General features: G+C 64.3%; 20 protein-coding genes. 19 read left to right on the top strand and 1 reads right to left on the bottom strand.

All coding sequences use genetic code 11. The features are described from left to right. Positions 1-199 precede the first annotated feature (199 nt). From BRA49_RS10340 to BRA49_RS10275, 14 genes are all read left to right on the top strand, one after another. Positions 200-553, top strand: a complete 354-nt coding sequence (locus BRA49_RS10340) for a dihydroneopterin aldolase family protein (RefSeq protein ID WP_292385828.1) — start codon at positions 200-202, stop codon at positions 551-553. Further along, positions 525-1355: a TatD family hydrolase gene (locus BRA49_RS10335; protein WP_292385826.1), complete on the top strand. Its 831-nt coding sequence runs from the start codon at positions 525-527 to the stop codon at positions 1353-1355. Before BRA49_RS10340 ends, BRA49_RS10335 begins: the two co-directional genes overlap by 29 nt. Positions 1356-1401: 46 nt before the next feature. Next, a complete protein-coding gene (locus BRA49_RS10330) occupies positions 1402-1695 on the top strand; it encodes a DUF424 domain-containing protein (RefSeq protein ID WP_292385823.1) in 294 nt (97 codons plus the stop codon). A 3-nt stretch (positions 1696-1698) separates the two neighbouring features. Then, on the top strand, positions 1699-2742 hold the full coding sequence (locus BRA49_RS10325) for a 60S ribosomal export protein NMD3 (protein WP_292385821.1): 1044 nt from the start codon (positions 1699-1701) through the stop codon (positions 2740-2742). 5 nt (positions 2743-2747) lie between these two features. After that, complete coding sequence (locus tag BRA49_RS10320) at positions 2748-3617, top strand: class I SAM-dependent methyltransferase (RefSeq protein ID WP_292385819.1); 870 nt, start codon at positions 2748-2750, stop codon at positions 3615-3617. Then, entirely contained in the window at positions 3614-4744 is a 1131-nt protein-coding gene (coaBC, locus tag BRA49_RS10315; RefSeq protein WP_292385817.1) for a bifunctional phosphopantothenoylcysteine decarboxylase/phosphopantothenate--cysteine ligase CoaBC, read from the top strand. Before BRA49_RS10320 ends, coaBC begins: the two co-directional genes overlap by 4 nt. After that, positions 4726-5568, top strand: a complete 843-nt coding sequence (locus tag BRA49_RS10310) for a pantoate kinase (RefSeq protein WP_292385815.1) — start codon at positions 4726-4728, stop codon at positions 5566-5568. The genes coaBC and BRA49_RS10310 overlap by 19 nt, the downstream gene beginning before the upstream one ends. Continuing rightward, complete coding sequence (locus BRA49_RS10305) at positions 5565-6296, top strand: 4-phosphopantoate--beta-alanine ligase (RefSeq protein WP_292385813.1); 732 nt, start codon at positions 5565-5567, stop codon at positions 6294-6296. Before BRA49_RS10310 ends, BRA49_RS10305 begins: the two co-directional genes overlap by 4 nt. Further along, on the top strand, positions 6283-7293 hold the full coding sequence (locus BRA49_RS10300; protein ID WP_292385811.1) for an AAA family ATPase: 1011 nt from the start codon (positions 6283-6285) through the stop codon (positions 7291-7293). Before BRA49_RS10305 ends, BRA49_RS10300 begins: the two co-directional genes overlap by 14 nt. Further along, entirely contained in the window at positions 7268-7984 is a 717-nt protein-coding gene (locus tag BRA49_RS10295) for a class I SAM-dependent methyltransferase (RefSeq protein WP_292385809.1), read from the top strand. The genes BRA49_RS10300 and BRA49_RS10295 overlap by 26 nt, the downstream gene beginning before the upstream one ends. A 129-nt stretch (positions 7985-8113) precedes the next feature. Next, positions 8114-8665 carry an ArsR/SmtB family transcription factor gene (locus BRA49_RS10290; protein ID WP_292385807.1) on the top strand — a complete coding sequence of 184 codons (552 nt, stop codon included), beginning with the start codon at positions 8114-8116 and terminating at the stop codon, positions 8663-8665. Between the two features lie 143 nt (positions 8666-8808). Further along, positions 8809-10056: a serpin family protein gene (locus tag BRA49_RS10285; protein ID WP_292385805.1), complete on the top strand. Its 1248-nt coding sequence runs from the start codon at positions 8809-8811 to the stop codon at positions 10054-10056. 329 nt (positions 10057-10385) lie between these two features. Then, on the top strand, positions 10386-10661 hold the full coding sequence (locus BRA49_RS10280; protein WP_292385803.1) for a type II toxin-antitoxin system HicB family antitoxin: 276 nt from the start codon (positions 10386-10388) through the stop codon (positions 10659-10661). A 10-nt stretch (positions 10662-10671) separates the two neighbouring features. Continuing rightward, the gene (locus BRA49_RS10275) at positions 10672-10881 is read left to right on the top strand and encodes a type II toxin-antitoxin system HicA family toxin (RefSeq protein ID WP_292385802.1); all 210 of its coding nucleotides are present in this window, start codon (positions 10672-10674) and stop codon (positions 10879-10881) included. Positions 10882-10937: 56 nt separating this feature from the next. On the opposite strand, the gene BRA49_RS10270 is transcribed toward BRA49_RS10275, so the two are convergent. Then, complete coding sequence (locus tag BRA49_RS10270; protein ID WP_292385800.1) at positions 10938-12266, bottom strand: AIR synthase-related protein; 1329 nt, start codon at positions 12264-12266, stop codon at positions 10938-10940. Positions 12267-12352: 86 nt separating this feature from the next. On the opposite strand from BRA49_RS10270, the gene thiD reads away from it, so the two are divergent. The 5 genes from thiD to BRA49_RS10245 all read left to right on the top strand — a co-directional run bounded on the left by thiD (position 12353) and on the right by BRA49_RS10245 (position 15223). Continuing rightward, positions 12353-13153: a bifunctional hydroxymethylpyrimidine kinase/phosphomethylpyrimidine kinase gene (gene thiD / locus BRA49_RS10265; protein ID WP_292385798.1), complete on the top strand. Its 801-nt coding sequence runs from the start codon at positions 12353-12355 to the stop codon at positions 13151-13153. A gap of 200 nt (positions 13154-13353) precedes the next feature. Beyond that, a complete protein-coding gene (locus tag BRA49_RS10260; RefSeq protein ID WP_292385796.1) occupies positions 13354-13785 on the top strand; it encodes an Lrp/AsnC family transcriptional regulator in 432 nt (143 codons plus the stop codon). Further along, positions 13782-14069 (top strand): hypothetical protein, encoded by a 288-nt coding sequence (locus tag BRA49_RS10255; protein ID WP_292385794.1) that lies wholly within the window; start codon positions 13782-13784, stop codon positions 14067-14069. The genes BRA49_RS10260 and BRA49_RS10255 overlap by 4 nt, the downstream gene beginning before the upstream one ends. 1 nt (position 14070) lies before the next feature. Continuing rightward, positions 14071-14529 (top strand): hypothetical protein, encoded by a 459-nt coding sequence (locus BRA49_RS10250; RefSeq protein ID WP_292385792.1) that lies wholly within the window; start codon positions 14071-14073, stop codon positions 14527-14529. 166 nt (positions 14530-14695) lie between these two features. Next, the gene (locus BRA49_RS10245; protein WP_292385790.1) at positions 14696-15223 is read left to right on the top strand and encodes a zinc ribbon domain-containing protein; all 528 of its coding nucleotides are present in this window, start codon (positions 14696-14698) and stop codon (positions 15221-15223) included. The last annotated feature ends 26 nt before the right edge of the window (positions 15224-15249 follow it).

Here is a 15249-nt window from a genome sequence, read left to right as displayed (position 1 = left end):
ACGCGAAGCCGCGAAAGTCGCGAAGGGGAGTAATATCAACTCTCTGCTAGTCTTCGCGTTCTTCGCGGCTTCGCGTGAGACCATATCACCACTCTTGCGCAGATTCGGGAGTCCCCGAACCACAAAACGAAACCCTCTCATCATACTCTCCTCCGGGGGGGGCGCACCTTCTTACTCCCGCACCCCAAATCTACTAACCATGATCACCGACCGCGAGAAAGCGGCGTTCGAAGCCGGGATTAAGCTCGGCGCTCTCTACCACCAGTTCGTCGGGACCCCCATCGCCCGCGAGACCGCCGCGACCGTCGAAGCCGCCATCGAGCAGGCCGTCGGCCTCCAGCCCTACGTGACGGATATCCGCGTCCGGCTGAACCGCGACATGATGGTCTCGAACCGGTTCGGCTACTCGGAACTTGCCGGGAAGATGTTCGATGCCGAGATCACGACCGAGGTCGGGGCGACCGTCTGCCGGGCCCGGCTGCACCTCGAGGACGATTACCCCATGATGGAGATCGTCGAGTACCATGAAACCTCCCGCGATACCGATCACTGACGACCACATCCACATCGACCCGCAAAACGGCCGGGGGATCGAGGCCGCGAAGGACTTCCGCCGCAGCGGGGGGACGCACATCTTCCTGGTCGCGAAGCCCTCCTGGTCACTCGGGGTCGAGCCCTCATCAGGCGAGGATTACCGGGAGGTCTTCGATGCCACGCTCCGGGTGGCGGAGATGGTCCGCGAGGCCGGGCTCGTCGTCTACCCGGTCCTCGGCGTCCACCCGGCGGAGATAGGCCACCTCGTGGAGCGGATGAGCCTTGAAGCGGCCGCCGGCGTCATGATGGCCGGGCTCGACCTCGCGGCCCGCTACGTCGAGGACGGGCGGGCCGTCGCCCTCAAAAGCGGCCGGCCCCACTACGAGGTCGCGCCTGAGGTGCTTGCCGCCTCGAACGCGGTCCTCTTTCATTCGCTCGAACTCGGCGCCGACTGCGGCTGCGCCGTCCAGCTCCACGCCGAGAGCGGTCCTTGCACCGACGTCGTCACGATGGCCGCTCAAGCGGGAATCCCGGTCGAACGGGTCGTCAAACACTTCGCGACGCCCGACACCCCACTGATGCCCTCCTTCATCGCGCGGCACGAGGATATCCCCGCGCTTGCGCGGGCAGGCCGGCGGTTCACGATGGAGAGCGACTACATGGACGAGAACTCCCGGCCCGGCGCGGTCATCGGGCCGAAATCGGTCCCGCGGTTCACGCGCCGGTATCTTGAAGAAGGGCTCATCACCGAAGAGGATGCCTGGCGCATCCATCGAGAGACCCCCTCGCGCACCTACGGCGTGGATATCGTCCTTTCCTAGCCACAACAGCGCACCTTTTTGACGACTCCCGTCCAAGAGATCTGAGATGCACCTGAAAGTTCACCGCATGCCCGGCGCCGGTGAGGTGGTGGCTGCCTGCGACGCCGAACTGCTCGACGTCACTCTGGCGCATGGAGACATAGAAATCTGTATCACCGGAGGATTTTATGGTACGGAGCGTGCCGCCGAGGAGGAGGTCAAGGAGGCTCTGTCGTGCGCGACGAACGCTAATATTATAGGGAAGCGTGTCGTAGCCCTCGCCATCGCCATAGGGCTGATCGCAGAGGAAGACTGCATCATGATCGGCGACGTGCCCCATGCCCAGATATTCAGGATATAACCTATGACCATACAGACGAGCATCTGCCCCCGTTGCGGGAAGCCGACCGAGGAAGGACTCTGCCCGCAGTGCCGGGCCGCGGACGTCCGGCTGCTGACCTGCCGGCCCCGTGTGATGGCCGTCTACTGTCCGGTCTGCGAGTCGCAGAAGCGTGGCAAGACCTGGTCGGACCTGAAGGTGCCGCGTGAGGACCTCATCGCGGAGCTGGCGGTATCGGCGGTCGATATTCACGAGGATGCAAAGGAGATCCGGGTCACCGTCAGGTCGGAGGAGACCGGGTTGAGCCGGACGAACTGCACCATCGAGGTGGAGGCGACCCTCTACTCGGTCCCGGTCCGGGAGACCTGCGAGACCCAGATCCTCTGGCAGAAAGAGTCCTGCGACCGGTGCAGCCGGATCTCCGGGGGCTACTACGAGGGGATCGTCCAGGTACGGGCTACGAACAGAAAGATCAACGCCTACGAGCGCGAGATCGCGACGAAGATCGCAGAGCAGATCGAGGAGACGCTCCAGGAGTCGGGGGACCGGTTCTCGTTCATATCGGAGCTGGAAGAGTCGAAGGACGGTGTCGATGTCACCGTCGGGTCCCAGCACCTCGGCCAGGAGCTCGCCCGGGGGATAACGGGGGCTCTCGGCGGGCGGTATACGACCCACCCGAAACTGGTCGGCGAGAAGGAGGGGAAAGCGCTCTACCGGATCACCTACTCTATTCGACTTCCGTTCTACCAGAGAGGTGACGTGGTGGTCTCCCGGGGCGGTTACTTCGAGGTGCGCGAGATCGACGGGCAGCGCCTCCGGGTCTTCGACCTGCAGAGCGGCATGACCCGGACCCTTGCCGAAGGCGAGGTCGAGCGCCTCCTCGGGAACACTCGTGACGCCGAGTCCGCGCTCGTCGTCTTCACGCAACCGGACCTGGTGGGGCTGATGGACCCGAAGACCTACCAGACGCGGGAACAGAGCCCGGTTCCCTGGACGTTCCCGGTGGAGGGGCAGCCGATCCGGGTGCTCCGCGACGAGGAACAGGACCGTCTGGTCATCGTTGGGTGACTGCCATGCGTGCTCGGAAGATGCCGGCGGGCGCCCTCGCCAGCCTCCAGGATGCAGAGTGGGTGGACCGCACCCGCCGGCCTTACGTCGAGGGCGGCATCGCCTGGGTCCCGGTCGGGGAGGGGTATCCGGCCGACACGGACCTTCCCGAGCGGGAACCCTACCGGGGCCGGGGCTACCACCTCATCGGCGATATCGCAGTCCTCCACGGCGAGGTACCGTCGGAGGAGGAACTCGCCGCGATCGTGCGCCACTGCCGTCCCCGGGGGATCGTCCGGATCAGGGGGTATACCGGCGCGATGCGCGTCCCTGACGTCGAGGTCCTCTACGGCACCGCCGGCGAGGTCCGCCACCGCGAGCAGGGCTACACGTTCATTCTTGACCCGACAAGGGTGATGTTTGCGCAGGGCAATCGGACTGAGAAAGCACGGATCGCCTCCCTCGTCCGGCCCGGCGAGCGGGTCGCCGATATGTTCGCCGGGATCGGGTACTTCTCCATACCTGCGGCCGCAGGCGGTGCGGCGGTCCACGCGATGGAGATCAATCCGATAGCCTTTGAATACCTGAGGCGCAATAGTATGGCAAACCATGTCGCGGACCGCATCACGGCGGAGGTCGGGGACTGCCGGGACCTCGTTTCCGGGGTCTACGACCGGGTCCTGATGGGGCACTTCGACGCACCCTCGATGCTTGCCGACGCCCTCGCCCACGTCCGGACGGGCAGCGTGCTCCACGTCCACAGCATCGGGGAGCAGGCGGACACGATCCGGGAGCAGGCGGCAGAGGCGGGATTTCGGGCGGCGATCGCCTCCCGCCGGGTGAAGAAGTACGGTCCGCACGCGTGGCATATGGTGCAGGATGTGACGATATCGTGAAGACGCTTTCGGGAAAGACGGTGGTCCTCGCCGTGACGGGGAGCATTGCGGCCGTCGAGACGGTGAAACTCGCCCACGCCCTCCGCCGCGAGGGCGCGACGGTGCAGGCGGTCATGACGGAGGCGGCGGCCGGGATCATCCACCCCGACGCCCTGGCTTACGCGACCGCCCGCCCCGTGGTGACCCGGATCACCGGTCTCGTGGAGCATGTCCTCTATTGCGGGGAAGGCGGGGCGGCGGACCTCCTCCTCATCGCGCCCTCGACGGCGAACACGATCGGCAAGATCGCCTGCGGGATCGACGACACCCCCGTGACCACCTTCGCCACGACGGCGCTCGGCCGCGGGATGCCGGTGGTCCTCGCCCCGGCGATGCACGAGAGTATGTACCGCCACCCGGGTGTCGCCGAGAATCTCCGGCGGCTCCGCTCCTGGGGCATCGAAGTCATCGACCCCCGGATCGAGGAGGGGAAGGCGAAGGTCGCCGATAATACGGTCGTCGTCCTCCACGCCGAGCGGGCGGTCTCCGGCCGGCCGCTCGCGGGGAAGAAGGTCCTGATCACGAGCGGGGCGTGCGCAGAGCCGCTCGACGACGTCCGGGTCCTCACCACCCGATCGACCGGGCGGATGGGCCGGGCGCTCGCCCTCGAGGCCTTCCGGCTCGGCGCCGATGTGACGGTGGTGCATGCGGGCTCGTTCCCGTGCATCCGAAACATCCGTGTCACGACCGCCGCAGAGATGCGTGAGGCGGTCCTCTCGGTCTGCCGCAACGAGGGGGTCGATGTCTACGTCAGCGCGGCGGCGATATCGGACTTTGCCCCTGAACGGCGGGAGGGCAAGATCCCGAGCGGCTCGCCCCGGACCGTCCGGCTCAATCCGCTCCCGAAGATCATCGACGAAGTGATGGCGGCCTGCCGCCCCGTGACGGTGGCCTTCAAACTCGGCTGGCACGAGGAGGAGCGGGCGCGGGCGATGCTTGAGGCGGGCGCGAGGATGGTCGTTGTGAACGCGCCCCCGGCGATGGGGGCGGCGGAGGGGTCGTTCCGGCTCATGACGGCCGGCGGGGTCACCGATGTGACGGGGAGCAAAGAGGAGGTCGCGGCGGCGGTATGGTCCGGACTGCTGTAGCCTTCTCCCCAGGCCACATATCCGGGTACTTCAAACGGGTCGAGGGGGGCGACCCCGCAGCCACCGGGAGCGTCGGGGCCGGCGTGGTCATCGATGAAGGGGTGCGCTCGACCGTCAGCCCCGCCCGTGCAACAAGCGTCCGGGTGGTCCGGCAGGGTCGTGTTACCGCCGGATCGCCGCCGGTCGAATACGCCCTCGAACGGCTGGGAGTCACGGCCGTCGTCACGACGGAGTGCCGGCTCCCCATCGGCGCCGGGTTCGGCCTCTCGGCGGCGGCGCTCCTTGCAACCCTCACGGCGGCAAACCACCTCTTCGACCTCGGCCTCTCGGCGGACGAGGCGGCCGAGAGGGCCCATGAGGCTGAGGTTCTCCACCGTTCCGGCCTCGGGGACGTCGCCGCAAGCCAGGCCGGCGGGGTCGTCTGCAGAACGGGGCCGGGGATCCACGCCGATATCACCCGATTCTACCCACCGGAGCCGCTCTACGCCATGAGCCTCGGCCCGCTCCCGACCGCCTCGGTCCTCTCCTCGGGGGAGGCGATGGCGCGGATCGCCGCTGCATATCCGGACCGCTGCCCACGCGGCCTCGCCGACTTCTGTCGTCTCTCACGAGGATTCGCGGAGAAGAGCGGGCTCATCGCGCCGGAGGTGCGGGGGGTGCTCGAGGCCTGCGACGGCTCGGGGGTCCCGGCCAGCATGACGATGCTTGGAAACGGCGTCTTTGCCTGTGGCCCCGGCGCGGAGCGGGTGCTCTCCCGGTTCGGGGAGGTCTACCGCCTGGAGGTCGCACGCCGCGGCGCATATCTTATCGAGACGAGACCATGATACCCAAAGACCATCCACGCTACCGCTCCCTGATCGCCCGCGAACGGCTGGCTCAATACGCCCGCGAGGGCGTCGTCGCCCTCGAGGGGCTTGCAGCCCACGGGCGCGGGGAGGCGTTCGACTACCTGCTCGGTGAGAAAACGACCGAGAGCGCTGCTCTCGCCGCCCGGACGGCTGCAGCGATGCTTCTTGCCGCCCGGCACGCGGTGATATCGGTGAACGGGAACACGGCGGCGCTGGCGGCGGCTGAGGTCGCGGCGCTCCAGAATGCGAGCGGCGCCGACGTCGAGGTGAACCTCTTCCACCGGACCGACGAACGAATACGGCTGATCACCCGGCTTCTTACGGAGCATGGCGCCCGGGTCCTCTCCGGGACACCGGAACGGCTCGTCCCGCTCTCCCACGACCGCGCGCTCTGCCTTCCGGGGGGGATCGGGGACGCCGACGTCGTTCTCGTGCCCCTTGAGGATGGGGACCGCTGTGAGGCGCTCCGGGCGATGGGAAAGACCGTCATCACCGTCGACTTAAACCCGCTCTCCCGGACCGCCCGCACGGCGACCCTGACGATCGTCGACGAGGTGACGCGCGCCATCCCCGCGATCACCGCGGCGTGCGCCTCCCTTGAGCCCGGCGAGGGTGAACGCCTGATCGCCACGCTTGACAATACCTATCTTCTCCGGGCGGCAATAGATGAGATGAGAGAGAGATTGGCCCATGCTCTGGAGTGAGGTCTACCGGCCGAAACGGTGCGACGAGATCATCGGACAGGATGAGGTCGTCCGCCACCTCGTGTCGTTTGCGGACAAGCGGAGCGTGCCCCACATGCTCGTCTCCGGCCCGCACGGCACCGGGAAGACCGTGGCTGTCGAGTGCCTGGCGCGGAGGCTCTACGGCGAGAACTGGGAAGCAAACACAACCATCTTCAGCGCCGCCGGCCTCCTCGGGAGAGGGAAGAGCGCTCTTGAGACGGACGAGCGGTTCGCCCTGGTCTACCGGAAGGACCAGAGCCTGATCACCAACTTCAAGTACATCGTGAAGTGGTACGCCTCGATGCGCCCGCTCGATGCGGACTTCAAACTGATGGTCGTCGAGGACGCCGAGGGCCTGACGTTTGAGGCGCAACAGGCCCTGCGCCGGACGATGGAGCGCTATAGCGCCACCTGCCGGTTCATCTTCGTCACGACCCGGCCATCGGCGATCATCCCCGCGATCGCGTCGCGCTGCCTGCCGCTCTTCTTCGCCCCACTTGAGAGCAGGGTCATCCGCGCCCGCCTTCAGGAGATCCTCACCGCGGAGGGAGCCACAATCCCGGACGACGAACTCGACCTGATCGTCCATGCCGCACGGGGCGACCTGCGGCGGGCAATCATGTACCTCCAGATCACCGTCGCGTCGGGGAAAGACCTCGACCTCGCAGAAGTATCCCGCTCCGAGACCGCGAATGTCGCCGCGTCTGCGTTCGACGCGCTCCGTGCGGGCAACTTCGACGTTGCACGCCGGATCACCGAAGCGCTGATGATCGAGTACGGGCTCTCGGCCCGGGACGTCGTCGGCGAGCTCCGCCAGGTGATCCGGCGCGAGTACAACCACCCGGCCCTTGCGATCGCACTCGCCGACGCGGACCACCGGCTCTGCCACAACGCAAACGATTTTGTTCAGATCAACGCACTCCTTGCCCGGATCGCCCGGGAGGTGTTCAGTGAAGAAAGTACAGCAACATTATGACGAGGTCGCGGACGTCTATGACGACCGCTACGACGGTCGCCGCGGGAAGTGTTACCACAAGCATATCTGCGATCACGTGATGAGCGTGCTCCCAAGGGACGGGTTCCTCCTCGACCTCGGGTGCGGGACCGGGCTCTTCGTGCAACGCTACGTCGAGGAGGGCGGCCGGGCCGTCGGGCTCGATATCAGCCCGGGGATGGTCAGGCACGGGCGGCACCGCTGCCCTGAGAGCGGATTCTGCGTCGGGACCGCCGACGTCCTCCCGTTTAAGGACGAGACCTTCAACGCCCTTGCGAGCCTGCTCGCCTTCAGCTACGTCCCGGACCCGGAGGGAATGCTCAGGGAGTGCTACCGGGTTCTGAAGCCCGGCGGCCGGATCGCCATCTGCACCTTATCAAGGACAGTCTTCACGAGCATCGTTCCGCTCTTCTACCAGGTGGGGGAGAAGGTCGGACTGAAGAAGGTGGGCGTCGGCGACTTTGACGAGCACTACTACACCAACGCCGAGATCGCCGGACTCTTCCGGGATGCAGGGTTCGAGGATGTCTCGGTCGGCCGGTGCTCGTTTGCACACCTAAACCTCGCCGACCCGGTCTTTAACCTTGCCCGGAAGGTGGAGCCCTTCGTCGAGGAGAAACTGCCGTACCTGGCGTATAACGTCTGTGCGGCGGGGAAGAAACCAAAAGAGTAGGCTGTTTTGTGAACGGGCGCAGGGGTCGTTCCCTGCTCCCGCCCGACCCGGGCTGCGCGGAGAGGCTTCATCTTACGCTACGGCGACGGTAACGGAATCGTTATATCCCGCCTCCCCGAACTCCTTCCCATGGAGCCGGTCGATATCGTCCTGACGAAGGATTCGTTCGAGGTTCTCGCCTCGGGGACCCGGCTTGATATCCTAAAAACTCTGAATGAACGCAGGATGACGGTCACGGAACTCGCGGACGACCTCGACCTGGCGAAGTCCACGGTTCATCACCACCTGCAGAGGCTGACCGACGCCGGTTTTGTCGCTGCCGATGGTGACGGGCACGCCTGGGTATACTACGCGCTCACGCCGGAGGGGCGCGGCCTCCTGCAACCGCACGGCAGCGCCCGGATCCGGATCATCCTGACGGCGGGCCTGGCAAGCCTCGCCGGGGGGATAACCGCCCTCACGGCCTTTCTGACGGCGCCGGTCCGGGAGGTGCCGGTGCCCCCGCTGCCGGGGGGTGGTGGTGTCCCGGGCCCGGAGGGGCCTCCCGTGGAACTGCTCGTTGCCGGGATCGCGCTCGCGGTGATTGGGGGAGCCCTCATGACGTATGCCTATGTCCGGTGGCGGAAGAGGCGTGCGGCGACGCAGTCTCCCGATCCTGCGGGTGGGAAGCCACGTGACTGATATAGTTTTTGAACCCGTTCGACCGGGATCGAACGTTTTCGCCGGTATTATCGTCTTCCTGCAGAAAGACTCCGTGTGGATGCCCGGAAGTTACCCGGTTCGCGGATCACCGGCCACCTCGATGCCATCCACGGGAGAGAACGATGCAAAGACTATTGATCTCTGGAATAGGCATCCTGGTTCTGGCGCTCATTGTTGCGGGACCGGCTGTCTGCGGGACCGTACCCCTGAGCACGAATTCCATCTCCGGCGTACACGTAGCCGACGATAGTGTGGCGGCCGGGAACAACCGGTTCGCGTTCGACCTCTTCCGGCACCTCGCGGCCGACCCGGCGCATGCGGGAGACAACCTCTTCTTCTCGCCCTACAGCATCTCGTCGGCCCTTGCGATCACCTGCGAGGGCGCCCGCGGCGCGACCGCCGACGAGATCGGGGCGGTGCTGCACCTCCCGACGAACGAGACCCTCCGGCGGGAAGGGTTTGCCGCGATCGACGCCGGGTTGAACCGCGGAAGCGGCAACTACACTCTCCGCACCGCAAACGCCCTCTGGGCTGAGAAGACGTACTCCTTCCTCCCGGAGTATATTGAGACGGCCGCCCGCTGGTATGGGGCAAACGTCACGAACCTTGACTTCATCGAGAACCCCGAGGGGTCGCGGGAGACGATCAACCGGTGGGTGGAGGAAAAGACCGAAGAGAAGATCCGCGACCTCCTGCCGCCGGGTTCAATCGACTCCATGACCCGGCTCGTGATCACGAACGCGATCTACTTCAAAGGCACCTGGGTCGAACAGTTCGACGCGAACGAGACGACAAAAGAGGAGTTCCAGGTCGGACCGGGCAAAACGGTGACTGTCGCGATGATGCACGGGAACGCCGTCTACCCGTACGCGGAGACCGAGGCCCTCCAGGTGCTCGAGATGCCGTACGCGCACGGGAACGAGACCGAACTCGCGATGCTCGTCCTCCTCCCCGGAGGGGAGAACCTGACGGCTGCGGAGGAGGCCCTGGACGCGGAGAGGCTTGCCGGTCTGCAGGATTCCCTGGTCCCGCAGAACGTCAGGGTCTTCTTCCCGAAGTTCACGCTGGAGACGGGGTATCCTCTCCCGGGAGCGCTTGCTGCGATGGGGATGCCGACGGCGTTTGCCGGTGATGCCGACCTGTCGGGGATGGACGGCACGAAAGATCTCTTCATCACCGGGGTCTTCCATAAGGCGTTCGTCGACGTGAACGAGGAGGGCACCGAGGCCGCGGCCGCGACCGGAGTCATAGGCGGGCGGGGTGCCACACCCGTCTTCCGTGCGGACCACCCGTTCGTCTTCCTCATCGTCGAGAAGGACTCCGGCGCGATTCTCTTCATGGGGAGGGTCGTCAACCCCGGAGGCGCGTGAAGGGGGGCTGCTCTCTCCCCTACTAGGGGCGGCAGGGTGCCCTCCCATCCGCAGTCTCGATGCCCGCCACACTCGCCCACCTGCATACTCCTGCAGGAGACAGGAGAAAAGAGCAGGTTAACGACTACGAGGGCGTTGCCGAGAACGCCACCCTGATGGCAGGCGCGGGGAACGGCATCTCCTCTGACTGCGGATACCGATACCGCCGACCTCGTCGTGCGCGTCTGATAAGATGATGACAGATAATGTGATCTGGATGTGGCAACCATGTCACCATCAAACTTATCCCTGAAAAACCCAATATCCCAATTACGCAGAGGTGTAACTTCATGCTGGTCACATTTGAAGTAACGTATGCCGAAGGATGGTGGAGCGCCAGCGCACATGCACCTGAAAATGCCATCTTTACCCAGGGCAAAAGCATCGGAGAACTCATCGACAACATCCTGGAAGCAACATCGCTCCATTACACGGAAGAACTCGAAGCGGGAGAACGGATCACCGTTGTAACCAGATATAAATCAGAGACCCACGAACAGGAGAGCCCAATCCCGCCAAATTTCGAATACAAGGTCGATATCATTGCCGCGACACCCGGTTGTTAGTGGACTCGGGATGATCAAAGTCCTTGAAAAACTCGGGTTTTCCTTTCTCCGGCAGGCTGGAAGTCACGTCCAGTTGCGTAAAGTTGTTGGAGATAAACGGCTCCGGGTTACCGTTCCCCTTCACGACGAACTCAGCATGGCCACGCTGAACACAATCGTCACCGACGTCGCAGAATTTGAGGGTATGACGAAAGAGCAGATATACGATCTCTTACGATAACCCTCGTCTTAAGACAACAGATATCTTTCCGCCAATCGAGAATGCATCCGATCTCCTCACGAAGACCGGAGCCGGGAGAGGATCCGGAGTTTCTTTGCAAGCGCAGCTTCCGCCGCCCGTTCGACCCCGGTTTTCATCTCCTCAAAGTTCCTCTTGTCTTCGTCCACGACCTTCTTGACCGGGGTGTAGGCCGACTCCCGGAACCGGGGCGTGAAGTCCCGGATCTCGCCGCTGACAGAGAGGACGGACTCGGGCTTCCCTTCCTCGACGTAACCGACCTCTTTCATCGCGACGCCCGCGGTCCCGACGACCCGCCGGATCTCGGGTGCAACCTCGGGCGGCGCGACAACCAGGAGGGCGTCGAGCGATACGCCCAGGTAGTCGATCTCGAGAGCGTCGAGCATCGAGAGGACCTTCGGCCGGACGAGCGTGCGGAGGTCGTCCTCGACGACGACGATCCGGCAGCCGGCGGTCTCGGCCATCTCGTAGGCGTCGCCCCGGAGACCACCGTTCGTGACGTCGGTCATGGCGTGGATGCCGGAAAGGACGTCGCTTGCAAGGAGCGCCTCGCAGGCTTTGAGGAAGTGGAGGTTGATCGTCTCCTCGACGACGTCGGGGAACCCCGAGTAGATCGCGGCGGTGGCGATCGTCCCGCCGCCGGCACCTTCGGTCATGAGGAGGACGTCGCCGGGGGTGATCTGTTTTCTGGCCGTGAGGTGCCGGGCGACGCCGACGGCGCCGACGCACCCGGTCAGCCGTGTCCCGAGGACCATGTCCCCGCCGATGCGGAGGGTGGACCCGGTGACGAGCGGGACGCCCATCGCCTCGCCGACGGCTGAGACCCCCGCCGTGTAGTCGAATATCTTTGCAACGTCCCCATCGTCGGCGACGTGGATATCGGAGAGGAGGGCGACTGGTTTTGCGCCCATCACGTAGACGTCGCGGAGCGTCGCCCGGGTGACGTGAAACCCGGCGAGGAACGGAAAGTCTGAGAGACGGGAGTGCATCCCGTCGACGGTGGTGATGATATATTCGCCTCCGGCACGGACGGCGCCGGCATCGTCCATCTCGTCGACACCGACCGCGGCGTCCGTCCGGCCGATGATCCGGGCGAGTTGCCGGTGAGCGAAGAAGTCCCCGGACCCCCGCGACCCGACGCCGAACTCACCCATCGTCGAGCCGGAGGGCTCGAAGGTGAAGAGGTCGCCGGAGAGATCGGTCGAGTTCTTCGCTTCGGCAAGGACCGCCCGGGCGAATGCCTCGGCGTAGGCGGGGGTTACGTGGTGGCGCTTTATGGAGAGCACGTCCCGGGCGAGGATGCGCACAATCTCGTCGTCAGGGGTGCCAGCAGCGAGGTGCCGGCGGCTGATCTCTTCTACATCCATTGTAGAAGTGGTCGGTGCGGGATCAGATAAAGGGAGTGGCGGGGGAGAGGCAAAGATTCAAGCAGATCCATGCCGAACGATGAAGAATGACGGGTGCGCAGATGATCGCCGCCTGCTCCATAGCCGGTTCCGACTCGGGAGGAGGAGCGGGTATCCAGGCCGACTTGAAGACGTTTACAGCGCTCGGCATCTGGGGGCTGACGGTTATTACGGCGGTGACGGCCCAGAATACCCGCGAGGTGCGGGGGACGTGGGTGCTCCCGCCGGACGCGGTTCGGGCCCAGGTAGAGACGGTCGCCGACGATTTTCTCATCGGAGCGTGGAAGACCGGGATGCTCGCCGACCGGTCGGTCATCCGGGCCGTTGCGGAGGCACTGCCGGACGGGGCAGACCTCGTCATCGACCCGGTGATGGTCTCGACGTCGGGTCACCGGCTGCTTAGCGAGGACGCCGTCGCTGACCTCACGGAACTGCTCATCCCCCGGGCGGCCGTCGTCACCCCGAACATCCCCGAGGCGGAGGTGCTCAGCAGGATGCGGGTCGTGACCGTCGAGGATATGGCGGAGGCCGGCCGGCGGATCCTCGACCTCGGGGCCCGGGCCGTGGTGGTGAAGGGGGGGCACCTTGCCGGCGGTGCGGCGATCGACCTTCTCGTCGACCGGGATGGGGTGACGGAGGCCTCCGGGATACGCTACCCCTATTCGGTGCATGGGTCGGGGTGCTGCTTCTCTGCAGCACTCACTGCGCACCTTGCGCGGGGATTGGATGCGCGGCGTGCGCTCATCGCGGCCCGTGAGTTCATCGATACGGCCATCCGGGAGGCGGCAGGAGGTCCCGGACCCACCAGAATCATCAACCCCGGGGGAACGAACGGTTACCGGGGCTGAAATAATTTTTCTCGCCGGCATGAGGTTGTGGGTATCGTTTCCTCTTTTTCCCGGTATGATTCTGTTTCGTTATACCCTGACAGAACTTCAGCAAATATCCAATATGGCAGGCATTTTTGATTAGAAATGGAAAAAAGATGTTTGAGAGTATAAACTAAATACGGAATTTTAATATCTAAGTGCCTGTAATTACTCTATAGATGGACGAGATCGACGATGCGATTCTTCGGGAACTGCAAAGAGACGGGCGGATGTCCATGGCAGAGCTCGGCTCGATGCTGGACATCGCACCATCGACGGTCTTTAAAAGGATCGAGAAACTGAAGAACGCCGGTATCCTTGAACGGTTCACGATCGTCGTCAACCAGAAGTGTTTCGAGCATACTCTGGTCGCTTTTTTGAACGTCAGGGTCCACCCGGACGGAAAGCCTGAGGTCGAGGAGTTCATGCAGGGTCTCCCGTGCATCCTTGAACTCTACGAGGTGCTTGAGCCCGGGGACTTCTTCGTCAAGGTCCGGGTGCAGAACATATCCGAACTGAAACGGAGCGTCCTGGTTCCGCTCTCCAGTCTTCCGGGAGTAAAGGATATCCAGACGATCATATCGGTGAGGAAGGTCAAGGAACAGACATGAACGGATTGCAGATTGAGACCATGCAGCAGATGCTTGCGATCGTGACGCTCCTCCTCGGGACGCTCCTCATCGCCTTCATCTTCAACGCCTACCGGATCGTGCGGCAGCCGACCCTGCTCCTCTTCATCTACGGGCTCTTTACGTTGGTCGTGGGGATCACGTTTGCGGACTTCGTGAGCATCTTCACACCCGACGCCTTCATCATCGCCTGGTCGGCGGTCTTCTCCCGCGTTGTGGTGATTCTTGGCCTCTGCGTGATGACTTACGGCATCCTGAGAGGATGATATGCGTACCGGTATCTCATTTGCCCGGGACTGGCAGCTCATCAAAGTAGCCCGGGCCCTTCGGCGGCACGACGTCACGGGGCCGCTCGTCCGGGCCCTCCTCCATGATGCCTCCCCGGCCTTCGCGGAGCAGGTTGCCGTCATCGCCGGGCGGCTCGGCGCGGAGGACGGAACAGCGCTCCTGGCCCACAACGAGGAGCGGTTCGACCCGCCTACCCTGATGGAGGGGCTTCTCCTGATGTGGGGGATCCCCTGCGTGTCCGGTGAATCCACCGATGGGGGTACAACAATCATCATCGACGGCGACGGCGCAGCGGCGGCGGTCCGGGAGACTTTCGCAGACAAACGGGTGGCCGAACCCTACCTCACGGGGTATGCCCGGGCGCTCCAGCAGAATGCGGTGCTCGAACACGGTGCCGACGGGAAGATAGCGATCCGGTTCCCGCCCCGCGGGGAGTAAAGCGGCACTTTCAGCCGGGGGACGACCCGGCAATCGTTGGCGCTCCGTCGCCCTCTTCTCCTCCGGGCGGTTGCGGCGGCACCGTTCCCGTAACCTTTTGCAAATGGTTATGTACTGCAGAGGCCGTTCATCTATTCTGAGCGTTTCAGCGCCAGGAGAAGACCTTATGGAGACGAACAAGACACGAACGTGCCAGAGTTGCGGCATGCCGATGAGCGAAGCGGAGCATTTTGGGACGGAAGCGGACGGAAGACTCTCAAAAGACTATTGCACCTATTGTTACCAGAACGGCGCTTTCACCGAACCCGGGGCCACCATCGACGAAATGGCGAAGAAGTGCGGGGCGATCATGTCGCAGTTATACGATATCCCCGCCGGAAATGCAGAGCGGTTCGCCCGGGAGCAGCTCTCCTGCCTGAGGAGGTGGACCGGGAGAGACGTTGCCGTCTGCAGGAGTTGTGGGATGCCCCTTCTCCGCGACGAGGACGCCGGGACGGAAGCGGACGGATCGCTGAGCACGGAGCACTGCACCTATTGCTACCGTGACGGGGGGTTCACCGAACCTGATCTGACGAAGGAGAAGGCGGTCGAGAAGTATGCGCCGATGATGGCTGCAAACCTCGGGATACCCCTTGCAAGAGCAGAAGAGATGGTGCGGCAGTATCTCTCGACGCTGCCGAGGTGGCGGGGGTAAGTCCCTGCACCATTGAGCATCTTCAG

This window comes from Methanoculleus sp. UBA430 (assembly GCF_002506585.1).
Classification (GTDB): domain Archaea; phylum Halobacteriota; class Methanomicrobia; order Methanomicrobiales; family Methanoculleaceae; genus Methanoculleus.
This window is presented reverse-complemented; position numbering and strand designations above follow the sequence as displayed.

Excerpts from the sequence above, each read along its gene's own strand:
- BRA49_RS10275 (WP_292385802.1), top strand. The coding sequence starts at position 10,672 with ATGATCAAAGTCCTTGAAAAACTCGGGTTTTCCTTTCTCCGGCAGGCT.
- BRA49_RS10310 (WP_292385815.1), top strand. The coding sequence starts at position 4,726 with ATGGTCCGGACTGCTGTAGCCTTCTCCCCAGGCCACATATCCGGGTAC.
- BRA49_RS10325 (WP_292385821.1), top strand. The coding sequence starts at position 1,699 with ATGACCATACAGACGAGCATCTGCCCCCGTTGCGGGAAGCCGACCGAG.
- BRA49_RS10330 (WP_292385823.1), top strand. The coding sequence starts at position 1,402 with ATGCACCTGAAAGTTCACCGCATGCCCGGCGCCGGTGAGGTGGTGGCT.
- BRA49_RS10260 (WP_292385796.1), top strand. The coding sequence starts at position 13,354 with ATGGACGAGATCGACGATGCGATTCTTCGGGAACTGCAAAGAGACGGG.
- BRA49_RS10270 (WP_292385800.1), bottom strand. The coding sequence starts at position 12,266 with ATGGATGTAGAAGAGATCAGCCGCCGGCACCTCGCTGCTGGCACCCCT.
- BRA49_RS10335 (WP_292385826.1), top strand. The coding sequence starts at position 525 with ATGAAACCTCCCGCGATACCGATCACTGACGACCACATCCACATCGAC.
- BRA49_RS10245 (WP_292385790.1), top strand. The coding sequence starts at position 14,696 with ATGGAGACGAACAAGACACGAACGTGCCAGAGTTGCGGCATGCCGATG.
- BRA49_RS10290 (WP_292385807.1), top strand. The coding sequence starts at position 8,114 with ATGGAGCCGGTCGATATCGTCCTGACGAAGGATTCGTTCGAGGTTCTC.
- BRA49_RS10340 (WP_292385828.1), top strand. The coding sequence starts at position 200 with ATGATCACCGACCGCGAGAAAGCGGCGTTCGAAGCCGGGATTAAGCTC.
- thiD (WP_292385798.1), top strand. The coding sequence starts at position 12,353 with ATGACGGGTGCGCAGATGATCGCCGCCTGCTCCATAGCCGGTTCCGAC.
- BRA49_RS10255 (WP_292385794.1), top strand. The coding sequence starts at position 13,782 with ATGAACGGATTGCAGATTGAGACCATGCAGCAGATGCTTGCGATCGTG.
- BRA49_RS10250 (WP_292385792.1), top strand. The coding sequence starts at position 14,071 with ATGCGTACCGGTATCTCATTTGCCCGGGACTGGCAGCTCATCAAAGTA.
- BRA49_RS10300 (WP_292385811.1), top strand. The coding sequence starts at position 6,283 with ATGCTCTGGAGTGAGGTCTACCGGCCGAAACGGTGCGACGAGATCATC.
- BRA49_RS10305 (WP_292385813.1), top strand. The coding sequence starts at position 5,565 with ATGATACCCAAAGACCATCCACGCTACCGCTCCCTGATCGCCCGCGAA.
- BRA49_RS10285 (WP_292385805.1), top strand. The coding sequence starts at position 8,809 with ATGCAAAGACTATTGATCTCTGGAATAGGCATCCTGGTTCTGGCGCTC.
- BRA49_RS10320 (WP_292385819.1), top strand. The coding sequence starts at position 2,748 with ATGCGTGCTCGGAAGATGCCGGCGGGCGCCCTCGCCAGCCTCCAGGAT.
- BRA49_RS10280 (WP_292385803.1), top strand. The coding sequence starts at position 10,386 with ATGCTGGTCACATTTGAAGTAACGTATGCCGAAGGATGGTGGAGCGCC.